Here is a 19611-nt window from a genome sequence, read left to right as displayed (position 1 = left end):
AGCACCAACAGGAGTGAGACGGAATGAGCCAACCCACCAAGATCACATTCGCAGCGCTGGACCTTGCAACCATGGCCGAAGCGGAAGGCCGCGTGGCGGTCTGCGTGACACCCGATGGCAAGCTGGATCAGGCCGCGCGCCGGGCCAACCGGCTGACCAAGGGTGCCGTGGCGCGGCTGGTGGAAAGCAAGGGGTTCGAAAAGGCGAAATCCGGTGAGGTGAAGACCCTGGCCTGGCCCGCCGGCATGGCGGCCGAGGCGCTGGATGTGCTGGTCCTGCCCAACCGTCCCACGGCGAACGAGGCGCGCAAGGCCGGTGCGGCCCTGGGCAAGCTGAAAGGCAAATCGGCGCTGACGGTCTTTGCCGGAAGCCGCCCCCGCGCGGAAGAGATCGCCATGGGCATCGCCCTGCGCGATTACACGTTCGAGACGCATAAAACCGCTGACGAGAATGGCAAGGACGCCGGTCCCGTCACTATCCTCTCCACCCGTCACGAGGACGTCAAGGCCGCCGCGGCCCCGCTGCTGGCCGTGGCCGAAGGCGTCGCCATGACCCGCGATCTGGTCAATGAACCGGCCAATGTGCTGACCACCACCAGCTTTGCCGAGCGCCTGTCAGAGATGTCGAAGCTGGGCCTTGAGGTCGAAGTTCTCGAGGAAAAAGACCTGAAAAAACTGGGCATGCACATGCTGCTGAGCGTGGGGCAGGGATCGGACAGCCCGTCGAAGGTTGTGGTGATGCAGTGGAAAGGCGGCGCGAAGGGCGACGCTCCGCTGGCGCTGGTGGGCAAGGGCGTGGTCTTTGACACCGGGGGCATTTCGCTGAAACCGGCGGGCGGCATGGAAGACATGACCATGGATATGGGCGGCGCGGGCGTTGTCGCGGGCACCATGCGCGCGCTGGCGCTGCGCAATGCCAAGGCCAATGTGGTGGGGCTTGTGGGACTGGTGGAAAACATGCCCTCGGGCAATGCCACGCGGCCGGGCGATGTGGTGACGTCCATGAAGGGCGACACCGTCGAAGTGATCAACACCGATGCCGAGGGCCGCCTGGTTCTGGGCGATGTGATGTGGTACGCGCAGGACCGCTTCAAGCCTGCGGGCATGATCGACCTGGCGACGCTGACAGGGGCCATCATCATCGGTCTGGGCCACGAAAACGCGGGCGTGTTTTCCAACAATGACGATCTGTGCGACGGTTTCCTGAAGGCCGCTAGGACCGAAGGTGAAGGCGCCTGGCGCATGCCTCTGGGCGAAGCCTATGACAAACAGCTGAAATCGCGCATCGCCGACATGAAGAACGTGGGCGGGCGGCCCGCAGGCTCGATCACCGCCGCGCAATTCCTGCAGCGCTTCGTCAAGGATGATTGCCCCTGGATCCATCTGGACATTGCCGGCGTCGCTTCGGTCAAGTCCGAGACGGATTTCGCCCCGGTGGGCGCCACGGGCTGGGGGGTCATGTCGCTCAGCCGCCTGGTGCAGGACCGGTTCGAAAAAGACTGACCTGATGGGCGCCGCGTTCTTCTATCACCTGACGCGCCAGCCGCTTGAGACGACCCTGCCCATGCTTCTGGGCAAGGCGCGGCAGGCGGGCTGGCGCGTGGCGGTGCGCGGGCGCGATGCGGGGCGGCTGGGCTGGCTGGACGAAAAGCTGTGGCTTGGCCCGGAGGAGGGGTTCCTGCCTCATGGTCTGGCCGGAGGGCCCCATGACGCGCTGCAGCCGATCCTTCTGACGCTGGACGCGGCCGCCAATGACCCCGCCTGCCTGATGAGCATCGACGGGGCCGAGGTCGCCGCCGATGAGGTGCAGCGGATGGAGCGGGTCTGCATCCTGTTTGACGGCAATGACGAGAGCGCCGTTCAAACCGCGCGCGGTCAGTGGAAAACGCTCACCAGCGCGGGCTGTTCGGCGCAATACTGGTCGGAAGAAAGCGGCCGGTGGGAAAAGAAGGCCGAGGCAGGGGGTGCGTGAAATCACACACCCTACATCATCAATGGGTCGGGTGCCGTAGGGTGCGTGATTTCACGCACCGCCCACCGGGTGCCATGCTTACCGCGACAACACCAGTGCGTTCTGCGTAATCTCGATCCGGTCCCAGCGCTGCAGGTAAGCCATACCCAAAAGCGAGGTGTCCAGATCGCCTTCGTTCACCCAGGCCGGCACGTTCTGATCCACGATCGGACCCAGCGCCATGCTGTCCAGCCGGATGGGCGCGGTGCGCACCTCTCCATTGGCGGTCAGCGCGCGGCCCAGATAGACCAGTTCCTCCATCGGCAGGCCGGCGCGGGCGGCATCCCTTTGGCTTAACACCACGCCCGAAGCCCCTGTATCCACGACAAATTCCACCGGAGCGCCATTGACTTCAAGCGTCAGGTGAAAATGCCCATCGGGGGATTTCGGCACCTCGACCCGACCCTGATCGGCAAAGACGGCCTGGCGCGGCAGGATCTGGTGGCGCACATCCTCCCACAGGCCGACGCCCGCGATCACGCCCAGAAACAACAGACCCCAGACCACCGCATATTGCAGCGTACGGTTCAGGCTCTGGCGGTTATGGGCCACGTACCAGAAGACAACCGCGCCCCCCAGTACGATCAGAAAGATCAATCTGCCGATGTCATACTCGCTCATTGGCGAACCCCCAGCGCATCCTGTGTCAGATATAGGGCCCGCGCGGCCCTTTCCCATGGCGTCCCGGCAATAATGCGCGCAACACGGAAACAGGGCGCGGTCCCCTGTCTTCTTCTCTGTCCAAATACGGCATCCGACGGCCACGCCTATCGCGGCGTCAACGGTTCAGCGGCTTTCGGCCTCTTCCAGCTTTTCCAAAGCGCTCATCCAGATCGCCTCGGCCCGGTCGAGCCCTTCCATCACCTCGGCATATTTCTTCTGCCAGGTGGCGATGGTGCCTGCGTCCCCCTCTTCATAAAGGGACGGGTCGGCCAGTTTCGTGGCCAGCTTGTCGCGCATCTCGTTCAGTTTCTCGATCCGCGCTTCGCCCTTGCGCACCTCGGCCTTCAGCGCCAGCAGGGCCTCGCGACCGGGACGTTTGGGTTTCGGGGCCTCGGCCTTGGCTTTGGAAGGGGCCTCGCGAGCCAGCAAAAGCTGGCGATAGCTTTCCAGGTCGCCGTCATAGGGCCGTGCGGTGCCGTCCTTGACCAGCCACAGCCGGTCCGCCACCAGTTCCAGCAGATGCATGTCGTGGCTGACAAGGATCACCGCGCCGGTATAGGCGGTCAGCGCCTCGACGAGCGCTTCGCGGCTTTCGATATCCAGATGGTTCGTCGGCTCGTCCAGGATCAGCAGATGCGGCGCGTCGATCGTGGCGATCAGCAGCGACAGCCGCGCTTTCTGCCCGCCCGACAGCTGACCCACCACCGTATCGGCCTGTTCGGCCATCAGGCCAAAACCTGCCAGCCGCGCGCGCAGCTTCGCGGGCGTTTCGCCCGGGCGCAGGCGGCGCAGGTGATCCAGAGGGGTTTCATCGACGAAAAGCTCATCCACCTGATGCTGCGCGAAATAACCCACGCGCAGCTTGGCGGCGGTGACAAGCTTGCCCATCTCCTTCTCAAGCCGCCCCGACAGCAGCTTCGACAGGGTCGATTTGCCTTCGCCATTCTTGCCCAGAAGCGCAATCCGGTCGTCCTGGTCGATGCGCAGGGACAGCTTCGACAGAACCGGCGGCCCGCCATAGCCCACCGCCACGCCTTCAGCGGCGATGATGGGCGGGCTCAGCTCTTCGGGTTCAGGAAAGGTGAAGGCGCGCAGGGCCGCTTCCTGCGGCGAGGTAATGGGCTCCATCCGCGCCAGCGCTTTCAGCCGCGATTGCGCCTGTTTGGCCTTGTCGGCCTTGTATCGGAACCGGTCCACATATGATTGCAGATGCGCCCGCCGCGCCTCCTGCTTTTTTGCCATCGCTTCGGCCTGGGCCAGCTTTTCGGCGCGCTGGCGGGCGAACTGGTCATAGGGCCCCTGATAGAAGGTAAGCTTGCGATCCTCCAGATGCAGGATCGATCCCACCGCGCGGTTCAAAAGCCCCCGGTCGTGGCTGATCACGATCACCGTATGGGGGTAGCGCGCCAGATAGGCCTCAAGCCAGAGCGCACCTTCCAGATCGAGATAGTTCGTGGGTTCATCCAGCAGCAGCAGATCGGGCTGTGCGAACAGCACCGCCGCCAGTGCCACGCGCATCCGCCAGCCGCCCGAGAAATCCGAGCAGGGGCGCGCATGGTCGGGATCGTCAAAGCCCAGTCCCTTGAGGATCGAGGCCGCGCGCGCCTCGGCCGACCAGGCGTCGATATCGGCAAGCCGGGTCTGGATCTCGGCGATGCGGGCGGGATCTTCGGTGGCCTCGGCCAGAAGCGCCGCGCGTTCGGTATCGGCCGCCAGAACCGTGTCGAGCAGGGAGACTTCGTTCGAGGGCACTTCCTGCGCCACGCCGCCGATGCGCGCGCCCTTGGGCAGGTGGATCGCGCCGCCTTCCAGCGCAAGCTCACCCCGGATCAGACGGAAAAGCGTGGTCTTGCCAGTGCCGTTGCGGCCCACAAGACCCACCTTGTGGCCAGCGGGGATCACGGCGCTGGCCCCGTCAAAAAGCCTGCGTCCGGCAATTGCATAGGTGATGTCGTCGATCCGTAACATGGCCGCGGGTGTGGCGTGGGCGCAGCGTACTGTCAATCGCGCAATGGGTCGGGCGGGGCCAAGGCTTTTCGAAAAGCCTTGGTCAGCACCCTTGGCGGGCCGGAAGGAAAAAAGGCCAGCATCCGCTTGGAATGCTGGCCCAGGTGTCAGGGAGGTTAAACAGCGCGAAGGTCCGCGTCAGTCACACCGGTATGTGCGATGTCAGTAGTACCGGTATGTTTGTCTTTCCATGGCGTGCCCGCTTTGCAGCACGTCCAGGATAAAGCGATAAACGCAGACGCGAACCGAGGGATGGGTGCGTGTGATGTCTATGGTGCTGGCCGTTTGCAAGGGATCGTCCTTGGATACTGTCGCCGTTCTTGGCTGTGTCTCTTTCCTAGCACGGTGATTCCCCCAAGGCTGTGAACTAGGTCACAGGCAGGAAAAATTTCGAAATTTTTCCTTTCGTCCCGGATTTGGTGGCACCGCGCAAGACCAGCCCCTTTCCTTGGCCCGCCACCCATGCTAGCCGGTCGCCAGCGAATCCCGGGTCCGGTTGCACAAGCAGCCTGGCCCTTATTTTCAAGGAGAGTTCACATGGCACTGGAACGCACGTTCTCGATCATCAAACCCGACGCAACCCGCCGCAACCTGACCGGCGCGATCAACGCGAAATTCGAAGAGGCAGGCCTGCGCATCATCGCGCAAAAGCGCATTCACATGACCAAGGCGCAAGCCGGCAAATTCTATGAAGTCCATGCCGAACGCCCCTTCTATAACGAGCTGTGCGAATTCATGTCGTCGGAGCCGGTCGTTGTGCAGGTGCTGGAAGGCGAGAACGCCATTTCCAAAAACCGCGAGATCATGGGCGCCACCAACCCCGCCGATGCGGCCCCCGGCACGATCCGCGCCGAGTTTGCCGAAAGCGTTGGCGAAAACTCCGTCCACGGCTCCGACGCACCGGAAACTGCCGCGCAGGAGATCGCCTATTTCTTCTCGGGTATCGAACTGGTGGGCTGACGCCCTCTGTCGGGCGGCCTAGCGCCGCTCAATCACGCCGATTGCATCAAGGGCCGCTTCGAAATCGGAGCGGTCCTTGTCATATGCGCGGGCCTTGATCGCGTCGAACCGGGCGCGCAGGGCCTTCTTTTCCTCGCCCTTGCAATCATTCCAGGGCCGACCCTGCAGCCCCATCACAAGCACGTAATAGCCAATGAAATGCGGCCTGGAGCCGGTTTTGAGCAGGCGGGCATAGGCTTCATCCGCACCAAGCGCGCGCAACTCTTCGGCGGAATGGATGCCCGCGCGGGCGCAGGCCTCTTCATAGGCCGGGCCAAGATTGCGGATGGAGGAGACCGGGTCAGACATACACGCACCCTATCGCCCGCCCGCCCGCCGATCCATCGCGAAAACCTGCGGCCCGCGCTTTCCTTACGTGGTTCGGGTACGGGGTGCGCGCAGGGCACCGGGCAGGCGCAGAAACATCGGCAGAACCACCAGCGCCAGGCTTGCCATCAGCGTGGCAAGTGTTGCGCCCGCCGGGCCGAACCGGGGCAGCAGGATCAGCGCCAGAAGGATCTTGGCGGCCAGCGCGGCCACCATGGTGATCATCAGAAACCGCGTCCGCCCCATGGCGCGCAGCAAGATCACGCCGATCGCCAGCCCCGAGGACAGCACCGCCCAGCATGCCAGCGCCGGGACGACGAGGGGCGGAATCGCGATCTCCTCGCGCAGCCAGAACAGCAGGATTTGCTCCATCATCAGCCCGGCCACCAGCCCATAGATCGCCGTGCCGACCAGCGCCGCCAGCAGGGTGTTGCGCAGCGTGGCGCGCAAGGCTTCCAACCGCCCGTCGGCAAAATCCCGGGCAAAGACCGGCCAGAAGGCCGCGCCGATGATCATGGTAAAGAAGGACGGAAGCAGCATGATCTGCTGGATCGCGCCAAAGGCTGCGTTGCTTGCGGTGCCCAGAAGCAGCCCGATCAGCAGCATATCGGCCGGGTTCATCGCCGATGAGGCCAGCTGACTGACCCCCAGCCGTCCGCCCTGTTGCCAGATCCAGCGGGCGGTACTCAAATGTGCGAAATCCGGTGCCCAGAACCGCATGCCTGTCCGGTAAAGAGCCAGCGTTCCGATGGCGAAGATGCACAGCAACCGGGTCAGCCCGAAAAGCAGAACCAGAACCCAGATCGGCTGGCCCAGCCCGATTGCGAGGATGACGAACAAACTGCCCCCGACGGCCCCCAGCAGTTCGGCCATATGCCCGATATAGCCACGTGAGAGACCCAGCAGCATGGCTTTCGGCAACTGCAAGGGCAGCGTCAGCGCGATCACCATCGCCAATGCCAGAATGCTGCGTTGGGTATCTTCAGGCGTCAGGTCGGGGCCGGGGGCCAGCGCGGCGTGCCAATCCACAAGCGTGACAAGCGGCAGGGCCAGCGTGGCGATGACCCCGGAGGTGATCATGCTGGCGGCGATGGCCGCGCCCTTGATCCTGTCGCGCTCCGCATCGTCATGATCGGCCGTTTGCGACAGTGCCGTCACCACCCCGCCACTGAGCGCGACGCTGAGAACATTCGTCAGGCCCATCAGGCTGACCGACATGAGCCACAGCCCAAGCCCGCCCAGACCCAGATGCGGCAGCAGGATGGGCATCAGCACGATCGCGGCCAGGATCTGCACCGCAAGCGTTACGCTGCCGGCCATACTTGTCAGAAAAGCCGGGCGCGTCTGTCCACGGTGAGCCGGTCGTGAATTCTGTGCCACCCCAAGGCGCCCCTGTTTGCCGTTCCCTGTGCCGCAGTTTGCGGCAGTGCGCGCGGGAAGGCCATATTAAGATCGAAATCACGGCCCGTCGCGGTACTTTCGGGGCCATTTTCCTTGGATATGGCACGCCCCTCAATTAGAAACGAAACAAGGGAGCAAGCCAGGCTGACTGGCAAAACCGGAGTGGGTGTGTGACAGGGGTGAAACCACACAAGGTGCAGCGGCTACCGCTGTCCTCGTGGCAGCAGCGCATGGCCGTGACCTGTAGCGATCCTGAGACGTCCGATGTCTTTCAGGATCGAAACCTGATCCGCTTCGCGCAACTGATCACCCCTTCGGCAGACCTGCGGCGGGCGCGGCGTGCCTTCGACAAGCTGGTGGCGCGCCATGACACGCTGCGCCTGCGGATGGTGGAAGAGAGCGGCAGCTGGCATGCGGTGATCCCCGATACACATCCCACAGGTCTGGTGGTGGAAGAAATCGGCGATGTCTCGGATGCCGAGTTTGACCGCATCCTGCAGGCCCGCGCCAAAGCACCCATGCCGATCACGTCGGATGCGCTGTTCCAGATCATCCTGATGCGTTTCGGGGCGCGGGGCGATGTTGTGTTGATGCGCGCCCACCACGCCATCATCGACGGGTTCGGCGCGATCCTTCTGGGTGAAGAGCTGTTCAAACTGCTGCTGAACATGCCGATCTTGCAACGCCCGGTCAGCCATGCCGATTACGTCCAGTATGTCGAACGCCAGCTGCGCCGCGAAGCGCCTGAGGCGCAGGCGTTTTGGGAACGCGAGCTGTTGCCCATGGCGCCGCCACCCGATCTGGGCCGCCATGCCAAGGGGTTGCCTACGGTGCCGGGCCCGCAAGTGGCGCGGACCATCGGGTTAAGCGGTGTTCTGGACAGCGTCGAATTCGCCGATCTGGCAGAGCGGGCGGGCAGGGCAGGGGTAACGCCTTTTTCGGTACTCTATGCGGGGTTTGGCGATGTGCTTTGCCAGGCAGCGGGGGAAGAGGAACTGATCCTCTGTTCGGTCTCGGGCCGGCTTGATCCGGCGCTGCGCAATTTCGTGGGGGCTGCGATGTGGCTGATGCCGCTGAACTATCGCGGTGCACGCGGCAAGGCGCTGAAAGACAACGCCCTGCGCGTTCAGGACAAGATCCGCACGGCCGCTGCTTTCCTGCCCAGCAAGGCGATGATGGGCCCTAATGGCGCGGTCCATCGCGCCTTTGAACAGGCCGGGCGCCAGCGCCTGCAATTCTTCGTGCACATCCCCGAGGCGCAGGGACGGATGAAATCCTCGGACCTTGCCAAGCTCTTGTCGGCCAGCCGGCATGGCGAGATGTCCTTTGGCCATATCCGGGTGCGCAAGCTGGATCTGGAACCGCAGGCGCATACGGATGCGGAATTGCAGCTGAGCCTGGAGGAATCCCCGGATGGGCCGATGGTAAGTTTCGGCGCCGATGCGGCGTCTTTTTCTGAATTTGAGCTGAATGATTTGAAAAACGCGCTACGCGAAAGACTTGAGGAGCTTTGAGCATGGCAAATTCGCCAAACATGTCCGTGATTGTAACGTCTTACAAGCAACTGGATTACATCAAGGAAGCGGTGCAGTCGCTGGTGACGCAGACGGTGCCCCTGTTTGAGATTATCGTTGTGGATGATGCCTCTCAGGATGGATCGATTGAGTGGTTGCGCGAGTTTGAAGCCCGGCACGACAATGTAATCGTGCTGGAGAATGAACAGAACCTGACCCTGGGGCCAACACGCAACCGCGGGCTGGAACTGGCGCAGGGCGATTACGTGTTCTTCATGGATGGCGATGACATGTTGATGCCGCAAGCCCATGAAACCTGGCGGCAGGTCATTGGCACCGATCCGGTCGATATCTGTATCCATGATCTGCGCATTTATGATCAGGATGCCGGGCAATTCATCGCGAAGGCGGATGCGGGCACATATGCCACGGATCACATGCCCGACTGGACCCAGCCATCAGGTGACGCCGATATCGCCTATTTGATGTATCTACGCCCGCCCGCATGGCGCAAGCTGTTCCGCCGCGCCTTCGTTCTGGAACACGCGCTGATTTTCGAGCCGGGGATCTATGAGGATCTGCCGATCCATTTCAAGGCGCTGGCCATGGCGCAGCTGATCCGCACCACGCCCGAGACGCTGATCACCTACCGCAAACACAGCAAATCCATTCTGCGCACCCCATCCCGAAACCATTTCCGCTTGTTGACTGTCATGGCCGGGGTCGCAGAGGAGATGGAAACGAAAATGTCGGATCGCCCGCTTCTGCTGGAAGCCTTCCGCCAGTTTCGGTTTGGACTGATGCATTTCACCTGCATCAGCCATGAACGGATCCTTGACGAAGATCGCGTTGAATTCGTGCGACAGGTTCTGGATGTCCCGGGTCTGACCGCGTTCTCGATGAGCCCGACCGAAAAGGCGCAGCTGTCCGAGCTGCATGCGTTGGTCGGTCAGGACAGCAGGGTGGCCAACGCGTCGTGACCACGGTTGCGCGGGGGGGGTGATCCCCCCGCCAGCCGCTCAGAAATAGGTCGACAGCTTCAGTTCGAAGAAATCGTCTTTGCCGATAAAGGCCAGCGGATCGTTCCAGCCGTCGGTCTCGACCGAGCTTGCATTCAACTCGACCCCAAGGCGGTCGGTTATCCGGGAACTGACACCCAGACGATACAGCTTGGCCGAGCTGGACAGATCGTGGAACATGCTGAGATTGATCGTGGAATCCAGCCGGTTGTTAAAGCGGTATTGCAGGCCCAGGAACACGTCGTCTTCGAAAATCGGGATGCCCTGTGCGCTTGAGCGGTCGTCATACAGGTATTCGACCGCCACGCTCAGCGATCCGGGGCCGCCCGCGATGTTGTTCCAGGTGTAATCACCGCCCACGATGGCGGCAAAGTAATCGCCGCCCGACACCTGCCGGTTGATCGCTTCCAATCGCAGCTGAAGATCCTCGTGGGTGTAAACCGCCGAAAGGCCGACCTGGTCGATCTTCTGATAGAGCGCGCGCAGGCCGGGGACGGGCGTGGCGGACGCGCCCGACACCAGAGCATCGGTTGCATTGGCAGCCATCCAGGCCCAGAATTCATCAGCACTGGCCCCCGCGGCAGGTGCGCCGGGCGGTGCGCCCAGTGCAGTGACGACCGCGTCATAGCAGCTGCTGGCGCCCGTTCCCGTTGCGCTGCACACCGCGTTGCGGTCGGTGCCCGAGAAATACGAGGCCGACACATCCAGCGCACCCTGACCCAGCGAGAAGCTGTGCGAATAGCGCAGCGCGTAATCCAGGTGGCGCTTGTCGCCTTCCTCGAAAATCGGGTTGTCATAGTCCGGGATGATGGGGGAGCGGAAGCGCGATTCCATGCCGCCGTAATTGGGTTCCACGAACCCGGTCAGCGCATAGACGCTGAACGTGCCGTAATCGGTGTACACATTCACGTTCACCATCGGCGTGCCCAAAAGCCCGCTGCCCGCGATGGGATCGGAATTGTCGCGCGGATTCATCACGTTCAGAAGCGACCGGCTTTCCGCCACGCCCCAGTTTTCCGTGTTGATGCCTGCCAGCGCATCCCAGCCGTCGAAAACCTCGCGGTAATAGAGCCGGCCGATATTGGCGTAAGAGCGGCCATTGGTATCTTCGGCCAGACCGGACAGGGCGAAGGCCACCTCGCCATTGCCAAGCCCGAACCCGCCTTCCAGCGAGAAGCCCACGAAGCCATAGGCCCCGGAGGTCGATTGCCCGGAATAGAGCCCGTCATCAAAGAAATAGCGTGCCCCGATATCCACCTGGCCCGAGATCTCTGGCGCGCTTTGTGCAAAGGCCGGTTGGGCCAGCAGCGCCAGCGCGCAGAAAAGGGAGGTTGTCTTTGTGCCTGTCATTTTACCCATCGCCCCCGCGTTGTTGCGCCTACCAGAAGGCCATTTCAGCCCACGCTTCAAGAACGCATGACGCAACAGTGGCACATAACACCGGACTGTGCCCGAAAATCACCAGATTTAACTGGTTTTCAACGAATATTGCGCAATGCGTTGGGTGTGAATTCGGTCGGGTTCACGCCCGTGTCGAAGCGGTAATTGCTCCATTTCAGCTCGGTCCGCTTGCCGGTGAGGTGGTTGGTCATATCCATCAGCGCAGGCCGCCAATAGGCGTCGTTGTATTTCTGGTAATCCGAGATGGTCAGTGTTTTCAGATGCGCGCCCCGGCGGTCGAAATACTGGATGACCCGGGTGCGGTTGTCGGTCTGGTCGATCCAGACCCGCTGCAGCGAATAGCTTGAGCTGTTTTTCGACTGCCGGTCGATCACATCGCAGGCACCCGGCGCGTTGGGGCAGGGTTCGGTCCGCTGCCAGACATGGGTGAATTCATCCACATTCTGATCCAGCATGTCTTCATAGGCGAACTCGCTGCCCACAAAGGCGCCCGACCGCCCCGAGGAAGAAATGCGCCGCACCTTGCGCACGGCGGGCAGGTACAGCCATTGATCGTCGCGCGCGCTGTCAAAGGAATGGGTCAGCAGCGCGGTATTGCGGATATCGCCGGGCCAATCGAAGATCAGCAGCGACCTTGAGCCCTGATTGTCGTCATTTTCCACCGTGCGCGAGGTAAAGCGCCGCGTGCTGGTGCTGCCGCGGGCGCTGTACAGGATCATCTCGCCCTCGACGCTCATGTCCCGAAAGCCGGTCTCGGTATCTGCGCTTTGACGGGAAATCCGGTATCCCTTTTCCTCGGCCGTCTCGGCCAGGGCCGGAGAGACGAAAAGCAGCGCAGCAAGGGCGGCAGAGAGAAGACCAGAGAAACGCATCAAGATGTCCTTTCAAACCTGAGCAACACGGCCGGCAACAACAACAGGTCGGCCAGAAGGGCGAAGCCGATGACAATGGCGGTCAGGGCCCCGATATGCTGATTAATCGCAAAGCCCGACAGCGCCATGATCGCAAATCCCACGATCAAAGCAATTGACGTTATGATGATGGCCGCGCCCACGACGGAAAAGGTGTGCGCCATGGCCTCTTGCGGCGGTTCCCCGCGTTTTCGGCGCGCGAGATAATGCATCAGGAAATGCACGGTGTCGTCCACGACGATGCCGAAGGTCATGGTGGTCACGACGGTCGAGCCCAGATTGACGTCCTGAAAGGTGATGCCCCAGATCCCGAAGGCCATCAGCGCGGGCACCAGATTGGGCACAAGGCTGATCGCACCCATTTTCACATCGCGCAGGGTCAGCATCAGGATCAGCGAAACCAGCGCCAGCACCACGCCCAAGCCAACCAGCATCTGGCGGTTGTTGCGTTCGGTGATGCGCGCGAAGGCGATGGAGTACCCCCCTGCGATGGCCTCGGTGTCGGGGGTGTTCTGGGCCATCCAGACCTCAGCCTCGCGGGCGAGGGTGCGCAGGTTTTCACTGTGTTCGGAGCGGATGAAGGCGGTGACGCGGGTTTGCAGGCGGCTCACGTCGATCTGGGTGTTCAGGTCCAGCCCGATGGGCAGGGACAGCTCATAGAACATCATCAGCTGGGCATTGGCTTCGCGGCTGTTGGCAATGCGGTTTTCTGCAGGGTCATCGGCGCTCATGGATTTGTTCATGCGCTTGATGATGTCAGTGATCGAGCTGACCGAGACGACGTGTTCCTGCTCCTTCAGCCAGAGCGTAAAGCGGTCGATATCGCGCAGAAATCCGGGTTCGAACACGCTGCCGTCGGGGACTTCAAAGGAAAAGGTCAGGCTGTCCAGACCGGTCAGACGCTCCTGCACGGCATCGGTGTCGCGGCGGAATTCATACCGATCGTCGAAATAGCGAAGCATGTTGTCGTCAAAGCCGATGCGGGTGATGCCCAGGATCGACACGGCGATCACCGCCGGAAAGACGATCAGCCAGACCATGCGGGTGGCCAGAACGCGGTGCGCAAGCCCCTCCATCATGGCATGGTTCAGAAGGGTTTTGGGCGCAGGGCTGCCGGGTGCGGCGCGGGCCAGTGTGAAGGGCAGGACGACAAAGACGGCCGCCAGCCCGAAGATCAGTCCGATGGCCACGATATCGCCCATCTCGCGCAGGGGCGGGGAATCGGCGAAGTTCAGGCCCAGAAATCCGATGGCGGTGGTCACCGTGGCCACGGTAATGGGCGCAAGATTGGTGCTGAGTGCGCGCAGGGTGGCCGGGTGCGGATCGTCCGTTTCACGCTCGCGGATCCAGGCCAGGGTCATGTGCACGCAGGAGGCCGAGGTCAGCACCATCACCGCCAAGGGGCTGATTGCCGTCCCGGCGGTCAGCTGGATGCCCAGCCATCCCGCGACCCCGAAGGTGGCCAATGTGGCGGCCCCCACGATCAGCGTGCTGGCGATCACCGCGCGGGCCGAGCGGATGAACAACGCCAGAAGCGCAATGGCTGCCACAAAGGCCAGGGGCACCAGCGTGATCGCATCGTCCCGCGCGGCCTGGGCCAGCGTCAGGCCGCCCAGCACGCTGCCGGTGCTGCGAAATTCGAACCCGGGATAATCCGCGGCCCATTCCGCACGCTGGCCGGCCAGAAAATCCGCCACGTCGCGCCGTGCTTCGGGTACGCCATCGGGCAGGACGACGTCGATGCTGATCCCGTAAGCCCGACCATCGGCGGCGATCAGGCGATTGACCAGCTCGTCCGAGCCGGGTGCGATATCGGCGAAACGCGCGGCCATCTCTGGCGTGACATCGACATCTTCCTCCAGCAGGGGTTCGACGATGATGTCTTCGCCTTCGGCATAGGAATGGCTGTAATTCACCGCTGAATCCACGCGCAGGACATAAGGCGTCTGCCAGCTGTCGGTGGTCATCCGGCGCAGCGCGTCCAGAGTGGCGGGCTCAAACGCGGTGCCTTCGGGCGGGATCACCATGATCATCGTGGTGGTCGATTGCGCATAAGCGTCTTCGATCTTCTGGATCTGCAGGTAATCCGCGTTGCCAGCCCCAAGGAAATTCCGGTTGTCATCGCCAAAGCGCAGATGCGGGAGCCCTGCGATCAGCGCCAGAAACAGCAGCAATATCGTGACAAGAAGCCCCTTCTGGCTGGCGAAAATCCAGGCCGTGATACGGTCGGCTGCGCTCACGCAGGCACCTCTGGGCGGTCGGTCAGCCGCTGATAGCCGAAGCGGTCGAAATAGGCCCGTGCTTCGTGCCAGATCCGCTCTTCCAGCTTCGGGTCAAGTGTGTAGCTGTTGGTCTGATATCCCTTGAGACTGTCAAGATACCCGCGCAGGCGGGGCTCCAGCGTGTCGAACCCACCAAGCCCAAGCTCGTCATAGATGCGACGCATTTCAGCGACGGGGTTTTCCCGCAGGTCTTCGTATTTCACGAAAGACAGGGAGCCTTGCGGGATAAGGTGCTGATCGTCGAAAAACTTGTCGTGAAAGGCGCGGAAGCGACGAAAACTTTCCCGCGCGGCGTCATCGGGATCCAACCCGCCGCTGGACAGGCCCTGCGTGGCCGACAGCGCCAAACGCGTTTTTGTTGCGGATTGCAGGATCTTGTAGGGATCGCGCGTGATATAGATGAAGCGCGCGTTCGGAAAACGCCTGAGGATTTCCGGCAGGCGCGTGGTATGACCCGGTGACTTGAGAAGCAGCCATTTCGAGGGGTTCACGAACTGAACCTTCCTCAGAAAGGCGTCCCAATGGTGCGCCCATCTGGCGCGGGCCTGCGGGTTGAGATCGCTCAGAAAGGGGGCCGCGTCGGATACCTCGTGACCCGGAAAAGCCGCGGATCTGAGGATGGAGGGCGCGCCGCTGATGGCAAGGGCGACCTCGTCCTCCTCGGCGGTGTCGACGGTCAGGGCGACATTGTCCATGGGCCGCGTTTCCGGAAGCCATTTGCCCACGAAAGGCTTGATGCCCCAGCGCGCCACCAGAAACCCGTCCGGCATGAAGACCTGCAGCCCGGTGGGCGAGGCAAAGCGGGGATCGCAGGCCAGAAGCTGGTTCAGCCAGGTCGTGCCCGACCGCCAATAGCCCAGGATGAAAACCGGGTCGGGGTCGATCCTGACCCGCGCCAGACGCCGGCCATAGATCAGGTCGCTGACCGCCTTGAGAAACGAGTTCCCCAGGCTGAGCACCAGGGCCGAGGCCACCACGCCATAGCGATCGGGTGTGATCCGGCCCAGATTGCCGCGCAGAAGGCGGGCCAGGCTTTGAAAGGTCATGCCGTGCCAGATCCGGGGTGCGAACCGGCCATAGCCATAGTCTTTCGGATCAAGACGCGGCAGCGAAGGGTCGTCAGGCATCGGACAGCGCGGCGTTTTGCGTGTGGTTCAACGCCTCTTCCAACCCGCTGGTGATCGCAGCGACCTCATCTTCCGTCACAACATCCGCATCATAGATCAGCCGGTATTTCGTGCCTGCCATCTGCAGAAGCAGGTCGTGCCGGGTGCCTGTGATGGGCTGTTTCAGATCGGTGCCGGTGCAGCTTTGGAACGCGATCTGGAAGGGTGTGACGCCCCATTTGTCGAACCAGTCGGCAAACACATCCGTTGCGCTGTAGCTGTCGAAACTGGGGTGGTCGCCGATTGCGGCCAGTGTACGCTCCAGCTTGATCCGGGCCAGAGGATCGGCAGAGGCGGGTCGGACAAGCACAGGCTGTGTCAGGCTGAAGGGTCCGGCACAGGGCGCATTGGGCAAAAGCGCCGTGGCGCGGGCGACGCGCGCCATCAGCACATTGCCTCCGCTATGAGTGGCGGCGCGCAGGGCCAGGGCAAGGGCGGTCATCGCCTCGGCCTCGCTGGTTTTGGGGCAGGAGCCCGTCACCACGCCCGCAGGTCCGTGATCGCGGCCCAGGCTGGCGGGCAGAAGCGGGCGCGTGCGCGTGGCGAAGGGCACCTGAGCGGCCCCATCGGCCAGCGTGTAGTAAAAGAACGACCGATCCCTTTGCCCCTGCGGGCTTTCCGGGTCATAGCGCAGGCGCGCGGGCAGGGCTTTGACCGTCTTCGCGGTCGCGGCGCGTGGCAGATCAGTGCCCGCCATCAGCGCCTTCAGTTCGTCTGCCAGCAGGCGGGCAGAGGCCGCGTCGGCCACCGCGTCATGCATCTGCAGGATGATCCGCGATCCCGCCAAGGAGGCGCGGAACAGCTCGCCCTGCGCCACATCCAGCGGCTGCGCTCCATCACCGGTTTGCAGGCTGTATTCCGCGTCAAAGCCCAGCGCGCCAGTGTCGCTGTCGCCGGTGACCTGTGCGCGCAGCATCGGGTGGCGGCGCAGCAGCTTGGCCAGGGCCTTTTCGGCATCCGTCCGCTCTGTGCCTTTGGGCAGTTTCACGGCTACGCTGTGTTTCATCCCAGCCTTCGCATCCCGCGACGACATCGGGGCAAGCGTTGTGGAAATGGTACCAATCTGCGCGTTCGAGGCCAGCACGACCTGCCGGGCCGGCCCACCGCTTTCGCCGGTGCCATCCACCTGATCGGTGGCAGAAGCCGCCGCCGCCTCGGCCGCGACCATCCTGGTGACCTCATCGGACAAGAGCGCGGCCAGTTCGTCGATCGACGGCGCCTGCAGGAATTTCGACACGGGCAACATGACGTCCAGCGCGGATTCCACGCGCATTTTCAGCTCGAAAGAGGACAGGGAATCAAGGCCCAGCTCGCTCATCTGCCGGTCGGTCTGGATCGCGCTGGCATCGACTTTCAGAACGCTGCTGACTTCATCGACGATGAAGTCTTTCGCGGCCTCCAGCAATGCATCGCCCGATAGCGTCATCAATCGCGCGCGGACCTCGGTATTGCCGCCGCTGTCTTTCTGCAGCATCGGCGCGAACCGGGCGCTGCGGCCCAAGGCGCGGTTGGCCTGACCCAGCTGCGCCCAGTCCACATTGGCATAGACGAATTGCCCGATATCGCGCGACAGGGCGATTTCCATGCCCTTGTCGGTGTCGGCATCGGTCAGCCCCGCAAGCCCCACGAATTCAAGGTAATTCGCAAGCCCCTCGTTCCGGGCGACAAAACCCGATTCCGCCATGGCGCCCCAATTGATCGCTGTGCCGGCCTGGCCTTGGGACCGGCGATAGGCGGCCAGCGCCTCAAGAAAGGCGTTGGCGGCCACATAGTTCGCCTGACCGCCCGATCCGATCACCTGCGCGATGGAGGAAAACCCGACCAGGAAGTCGGGCTGAACGCCCGCCTGCGCAAAGGCCTGATGCAGCGCCCAGCCGCCCAGCACCTTGGGGCGCAAGACGTCGCTGATCATGTCGGGCGTCAGCTGGGTGATGAAGCCATCCTTGATCACGGCAGCCGCGTGGATCGCGCCGCGCAGGGGGCTGTCGCCCTTTGCGGCCTTGGCAACGAATGCCTGCGTCGCTTCGGCATCCGTGATATCAAGCGAGATCGCCTCGACCTGCGTGCCGCGCGCTGTGATCGCGTCAAGGCGCGGCTGGTCTTCCGGGCCAACCGTGCCCGACCGTGAGGCCAGATACAGCTTGCCCGCACCCGCTCGGCTGAGCCAATCGGCGATGGTCAGGCCAAAGCCGCCCGTGCCGCCGGTGACCAGATAGGATGCGCCCCGGTCCAGCGTCACGGGCCGGTTCGCATCGCGGCGGATGCGGAATTGCGGCTCATCCAGGGTGACCACAACCTTGCCCACATGGCGCGCCTGGCTCATGAAGCGGAACGCGTCGCCGATCCGGCCGATCGGGAAGGTGGTCAGGGGCAGGGGGGCAAGGCCGCGATTGGCGAATTTGTCGGCCAGCTCGGCCATCAGGCGGGCCAGAAGCTCGGGCCGTTCCTGGCCCATGGCGGCCAGATCCAGCACCGCCAGCGTCACGTTCTTGCGCAGGGCCTTCATGCCCACCGCGCTGTCGGCATAGACATCGCGCTTGCCGATCTCGAGGAAACGGCCATAAGGGGCCATGATATCAAGACCCTTGGTGATGTAATCGCCGGGCAGGGAGTTCAGAAGTACATCCACACCGGCGCCCTTCGTGATGCGCGTGACGTCATCTGCAAATTTCAGCGATCGTGAATCCATCACATGGGGCACGCCCAGATCCTTCAGGATCCTGCGTTTCTTCGGATTGCCCGCGGTGGCGAAAATCTCGGCCCCCGCCGCCTGGGCCAGCTGTACCGCCGCGGTGCCGACGCCGCCCGTGGCCACGTGGATGAAGACACGCTCACCGGCTTGCATCCGGCCCACATGGTTCAGCGCATAATGCGCCGTGGCAAAGGCCGAGGGGATCGTCGCCGCCTCTTCCAGAGAGATGTGGTCAGGCACGCGCGTGAGCGCGATCGGGTCCAGCACCATGAAGCGCTGCAGGCAGCGGCGCTGCATGCCCATCACCCGGTCGCCGGGTTTGAAACCGGTGACATTTTCGCCCACGGCATCCACAACGGCGCCGAATTCAAGGCCCAGGTTCTGCCAGGCCGGATCGGGTTCGGCTTCGGCCGGAAGCAGCCCGGTCACCGCCATGATATCGCGGAAATTCAGGCCCACGGCGGCGATGCGCACGCGCACCTGATCGGGGCCCAGCGGTTCCTGCGGCAGCTCCCAAAGGTCGATATCGTCGATCGCACCGGGCTGGCGCATGGTGGCGTGGAAATTGGTGTCGTGCGTCGTGTTGTCAACGGTCAGGATGCGCGGATCAAGGGCATCGCCTTCGACCTTTTGCAGGCGTGGGGCAAGGGGTCCGCCATCGGTGAACAGCACCTCGGTTTCCGTCGTGTCCGAGAGCGCGTAATCGGCCAGCGCCTCCATCGCGTCTTCGGCATCGGGCGCGATATCGGCATGGCGGATATCATATTCCGGCAGTTCCGAGGCCAGAACCCGCGTGACCGCCAGCACCGGCGATTGCGCCAAGGCGCGGGCCGGGGCCCAAGCGCCTGCATCCGGATAGGCTCCGCTGGTCAGGACAACGACGCGGGCAAGCCCGGCTTCGCTGGCGCGGTGATATTCGACGAAATCGCCCAGCGCGATCAGGTCGCTGACGATGGCGTTGATCGGATCGAAAAGAGCGTCGGGTGAGGTGCTGTCTTGGGCCACGGGCAGATCTAGCGCGGGGGCATAGATCAGCCCGCCGATGGCGCCATCGGCCATCTCATCGCCCAGCGCCTCATCCAGCGCGTCCGACAGACCACCGGCCAGCGTGGCGCGATCCAGAAGCCGCGCATCAACCCCGCGCGCGGCCAGCGCCTTGAGCAATGCAGCCTCATCCGATCCGGGCCGGCCGATGACAACCCAGGGCTTGCCATCCGGA

Annotated in this window: 14 protein-coding genes; 5 read left to right on the top strand and 9 right to left on the bottom strand. The window is 63.2% G+C overall.

What is annotated here, in order from left to right; all coding sequences use genetic code 11:
- Window positions 1-23 precede the first annotated feature (23 nt).
- Window positions 24-1502 (top strand): leucyl aminopeptidase, encoded by a 1479-nt coding sequence (locus tag TR61_RS14110; protein WP_050930957.1) that lies wholly within the window; start codon window positions 24-26, stop codon window positions 1500-1502.
- A 4-nt stretch (window positions 1503-1506) separates the two neighbouring features.
- Entirely contained in the window at window positions 1507-1971 is a 465-nt protein-coding gene (locus tag TR61_RS14105) for a DNA polymerase III subunit chi (protein WP_050930954.1), read from the top strand.
- 78 nt (window positions 1972-2049) lie between these two features.
- On the opposite strand, the gene TR61_RS14100 is transcribed toward TR61_RS14105, so the two are convergent.
- Window positions 2050-2631, bottom strand: a complete 582-nt coding sequence (locus TR61_RS14100) for a retropepsin-like aspartic protease family protein (RefSeq protein ID WP_050930952.1) — start codon at window positions 2629-2631, stop codon at window positions 2050-2052.
- Window positions 2632-2796: 165 nt separating this feature from the next.
- Window positions 2797-4641 carry an ABC-F family ATP-binding cassette domain-containing protein gene (locus tag TR61_RS14095; protein ID WP_050930951.1) on the bottom strand — a complete coding sequence of 615 codons (1845 nt, stop codon included), beginning with the start codon at window positions 4639-4641 and terminating at the stop codon, window positions 2797-2799.
- 576 nt (window positions 4642-5217) lie between these two features.
- Between TR61_RS14095 and ndk the strand changes: the two genes are divergently transcribed.
- Complete coding sequence (gene ndk, locus TR61_RS14090; protein ID WP_050930950.1) at window positions 5218-5640, top strand: nucleoside-diphosphate kinase; 423 nt, start codon at window positions 5218-5220, stop codon at window positions 5638-5640.
- Window positions 5641-5658: 18 nt separating this feature from the next.
- Here ndk and TR61_RS14085 read toward each other — a convergent pair whose 3' ends face one another.
- Window positions 5659-5988, bottom strand: coding sequence for a TfoX/Sxy family protein (locus tag TR61_RS14085; RefSeq protein WP_050930948.1), 330 nt, complete (start codon window positions 5986-5988; stop codon window positions 5659-5661).
- A 63-nt stretch (window positions 5989-6051) separates the two neighbouring features.
- Window positions 6052-7326: a lipopolysaccharide biosynthesis protein gene (locus tag TR61_RS14080; RefSeq protein ID WP_050930945.1), complete on the bottom strand. Its 1275-nt coding sequence runs from the start codon at window positions 7324-7326 to the stop codon at window positions 6052-6054.
- Between the two features lie 251 nt (window positions 7327-7577).
- On the opposite strand from TR61_RS14080, the gene TR61_RS14075 reads away from it, so the two are divergent.
- Both TR61_RS14075 and TR61_RS14070 read left to right on the top strand, forming a co-directional pair.
- The gene (locus tag TR61_RS14075) at window positions 7578-8921 is read left to right on the top strand and encodes a condensation domain-containing protein (RefSeq protein WP_342669438.1); all 1344 of its coding nucleotides are present in this window, start codon (window positions 7578-7580) and stop codon (window positions 8919-8921) included.
- A 20-nt stretch (window positions 8922-8941) separates the two neighbouring features.
- Window positions 8942-9901: a glycosyltransferase family 2 protein gene (locus TR61_RS14070; protein ID WP_172676983.1), complete on the top strand. Its 960-nt coding sequence runs from the start codon at window positions 8942-8944 to the stop codon at window positions 9899-9901.
- Window positions 9902-9940: 39 nt separating this feature from the next.
- Here TR61_RS14070 and TR61_RS14065 read toward each other — a convergent pair whose 3' ends face one another.
- The 5 genes from TR61_RS14065 to TR61_RS14045 all read right to left on the bottom strand — a co-directional run.
- Window positions 9941-11290: a hypothetical protein gene (locus tag TR61_RS14065; protein WP_157440919.1), complete on the bottom strand. Its 1350-nt coding sequence runs from the start codon at window positions 11288-11290 to the stop codon at window positions 9941-9943.
- Between the two features lie 128 nt (window positions 11291-11418).
- A complete protein-coding gene (locus TR61_RS14060) occupies window positions 11419-12213 on the bottom strand; it encodes an outer membrane lipoprotein-sorting protein (RefSeq protein WP_050930937.1) in 795 nt (264 codons plus the stop codon).
- Entirely contained in the window at window positions 12213-14492 is a 2280-nt protein-coding gene (locus TR61_RS14055) for an efflux RND transporter permease subunit (RefSeq protein WP_050930936.1), read from the bottom strand. The genes TR61_RS14060 and TR61_RS14055 overlap by 1 nt, the downstream gene beginning before the upstream one ends.
- Window positions 14489-15661, bottom strand: coding sequence for a sulfotransferase family protein (locus tag TR61_RS14050; RefSeq protein WP_050930929.1), 1173 nt, complete (start codon window positions 15659-15661; stop codon window positions 14489-14491). The genes TR61_RS14055 and TR61_RS14050 overlap by 4 nt, the downstream gene beginning before the upstream one ends.
- Window positions 15654-19611: SDR family NAD(P)-dependent oxidoreductase (locus TR61_RS14045; RefSeq protein WP_157440918.1), on the bottom strand; the 3958-nt coding region annotated here is incomplete at its 5' end. The genes TR61_RS14050 and TR61_RS14045, both read right to left, overlap by 8 nt.

It is taken from the genome of Aestuariivita boseongensis (genome assembly GCF_001262635.1).
Lineage (GTDB): Bacteria > Pseudomonadota > Alphaproteobacteria > Rhodobacterales > Rhodobacteraceae > Aestuariivita > Aestuariivita boseongensis.
The sequence above is the reverse complement of the archived record's forward strand: the minus strand, read 5'-3'. Positions and strand labels throughout refer to the sequence as shown.

What these genes read in the sequence shown, in the direction of transcription:
- TR61_RS14110 (WP_050930957.1), top strand. Translation starts at nt 24, where the DNA reads ATGAGCCAACCCACCAAGATCACATTCGCAGCGCTGGACCTTGCAACC.
- TR61_RS14105 (WP_050930954.1), top strand. Translation starts at nt 1,507, where the DNA reads ATGGGCGCCGCGTTCTTCTATCACCTGACGCGCCAGCCGCTTGAGACG.
- TR61_RS14100 (WP_050930952.1), bottom strand. Translation starts at nt 2,631, where the DNA reads ATGAGCGAGTATGACATCGGCAGATTGATCTTTCTGATCGTACTGGGG.
- TR61_RS14095 (WP_050930951.1), bottom strand. Translation starts at nt 4,641, where the DNA reads ATGTTACGGATCGACGACATCACCTATGCAATTGCCGGACGCAGGCTT.
- ndk (WP_050930950.1), top strand. Translation starts at nt 5,218, where the DNA reads ATGGCACTGGAACGCACGTTCTCGATCATCAAACCCGACGCAACCCGC.
- TR61_RS14085 (WP_050930948.1), bottom strand. Translation starts at nt 5,988, where the DNA reads ATGTCTGACCCGGTCTCCTCCATCCGCAATCTTGGCCCGGCCTATGAA.
- TR61_RS14080 (WP_050930945.1), bottom strand. Translation starts at nt 7,326, where the DNA reads ATGGCCGGCAGCGTAACGCTTGCGGTGCAGATCCTGGCCGCGATCGTG.
- TR61_RS14070 (WP_172676983.1), top strand. Translation starts at nt 8,942, where the DNA reads ATGTCCGTGATTGTAACGTCTTACAAGCAACTGGATTACATCAAGGAA.
- TR61_RS14065 (WP_157440919.1), bottom strand. Translation starts at nt 11,290, where the DNA reads ATGACAGGCACAAAGACAACCTCCCTTTTCTGCGCGCTGGCGCTGCTG.
- TR61_RS14060 (WP_050930937.1), bottom strand. Translation starts at nt 12,213, where the DNA reads ATGCGTTTCTCTGGTCTTCTCTCTGCCGCCCTTGCTGCGCTGCTTTTC.
- TR61_RS14050 (WP_050930929.1), bottom strand. Translation starts at nt 15,661, where the DNA reads ATGCCTGACGACCCTTCGCTGCCGCGTCTTGATCCGAAAGACTATGGC.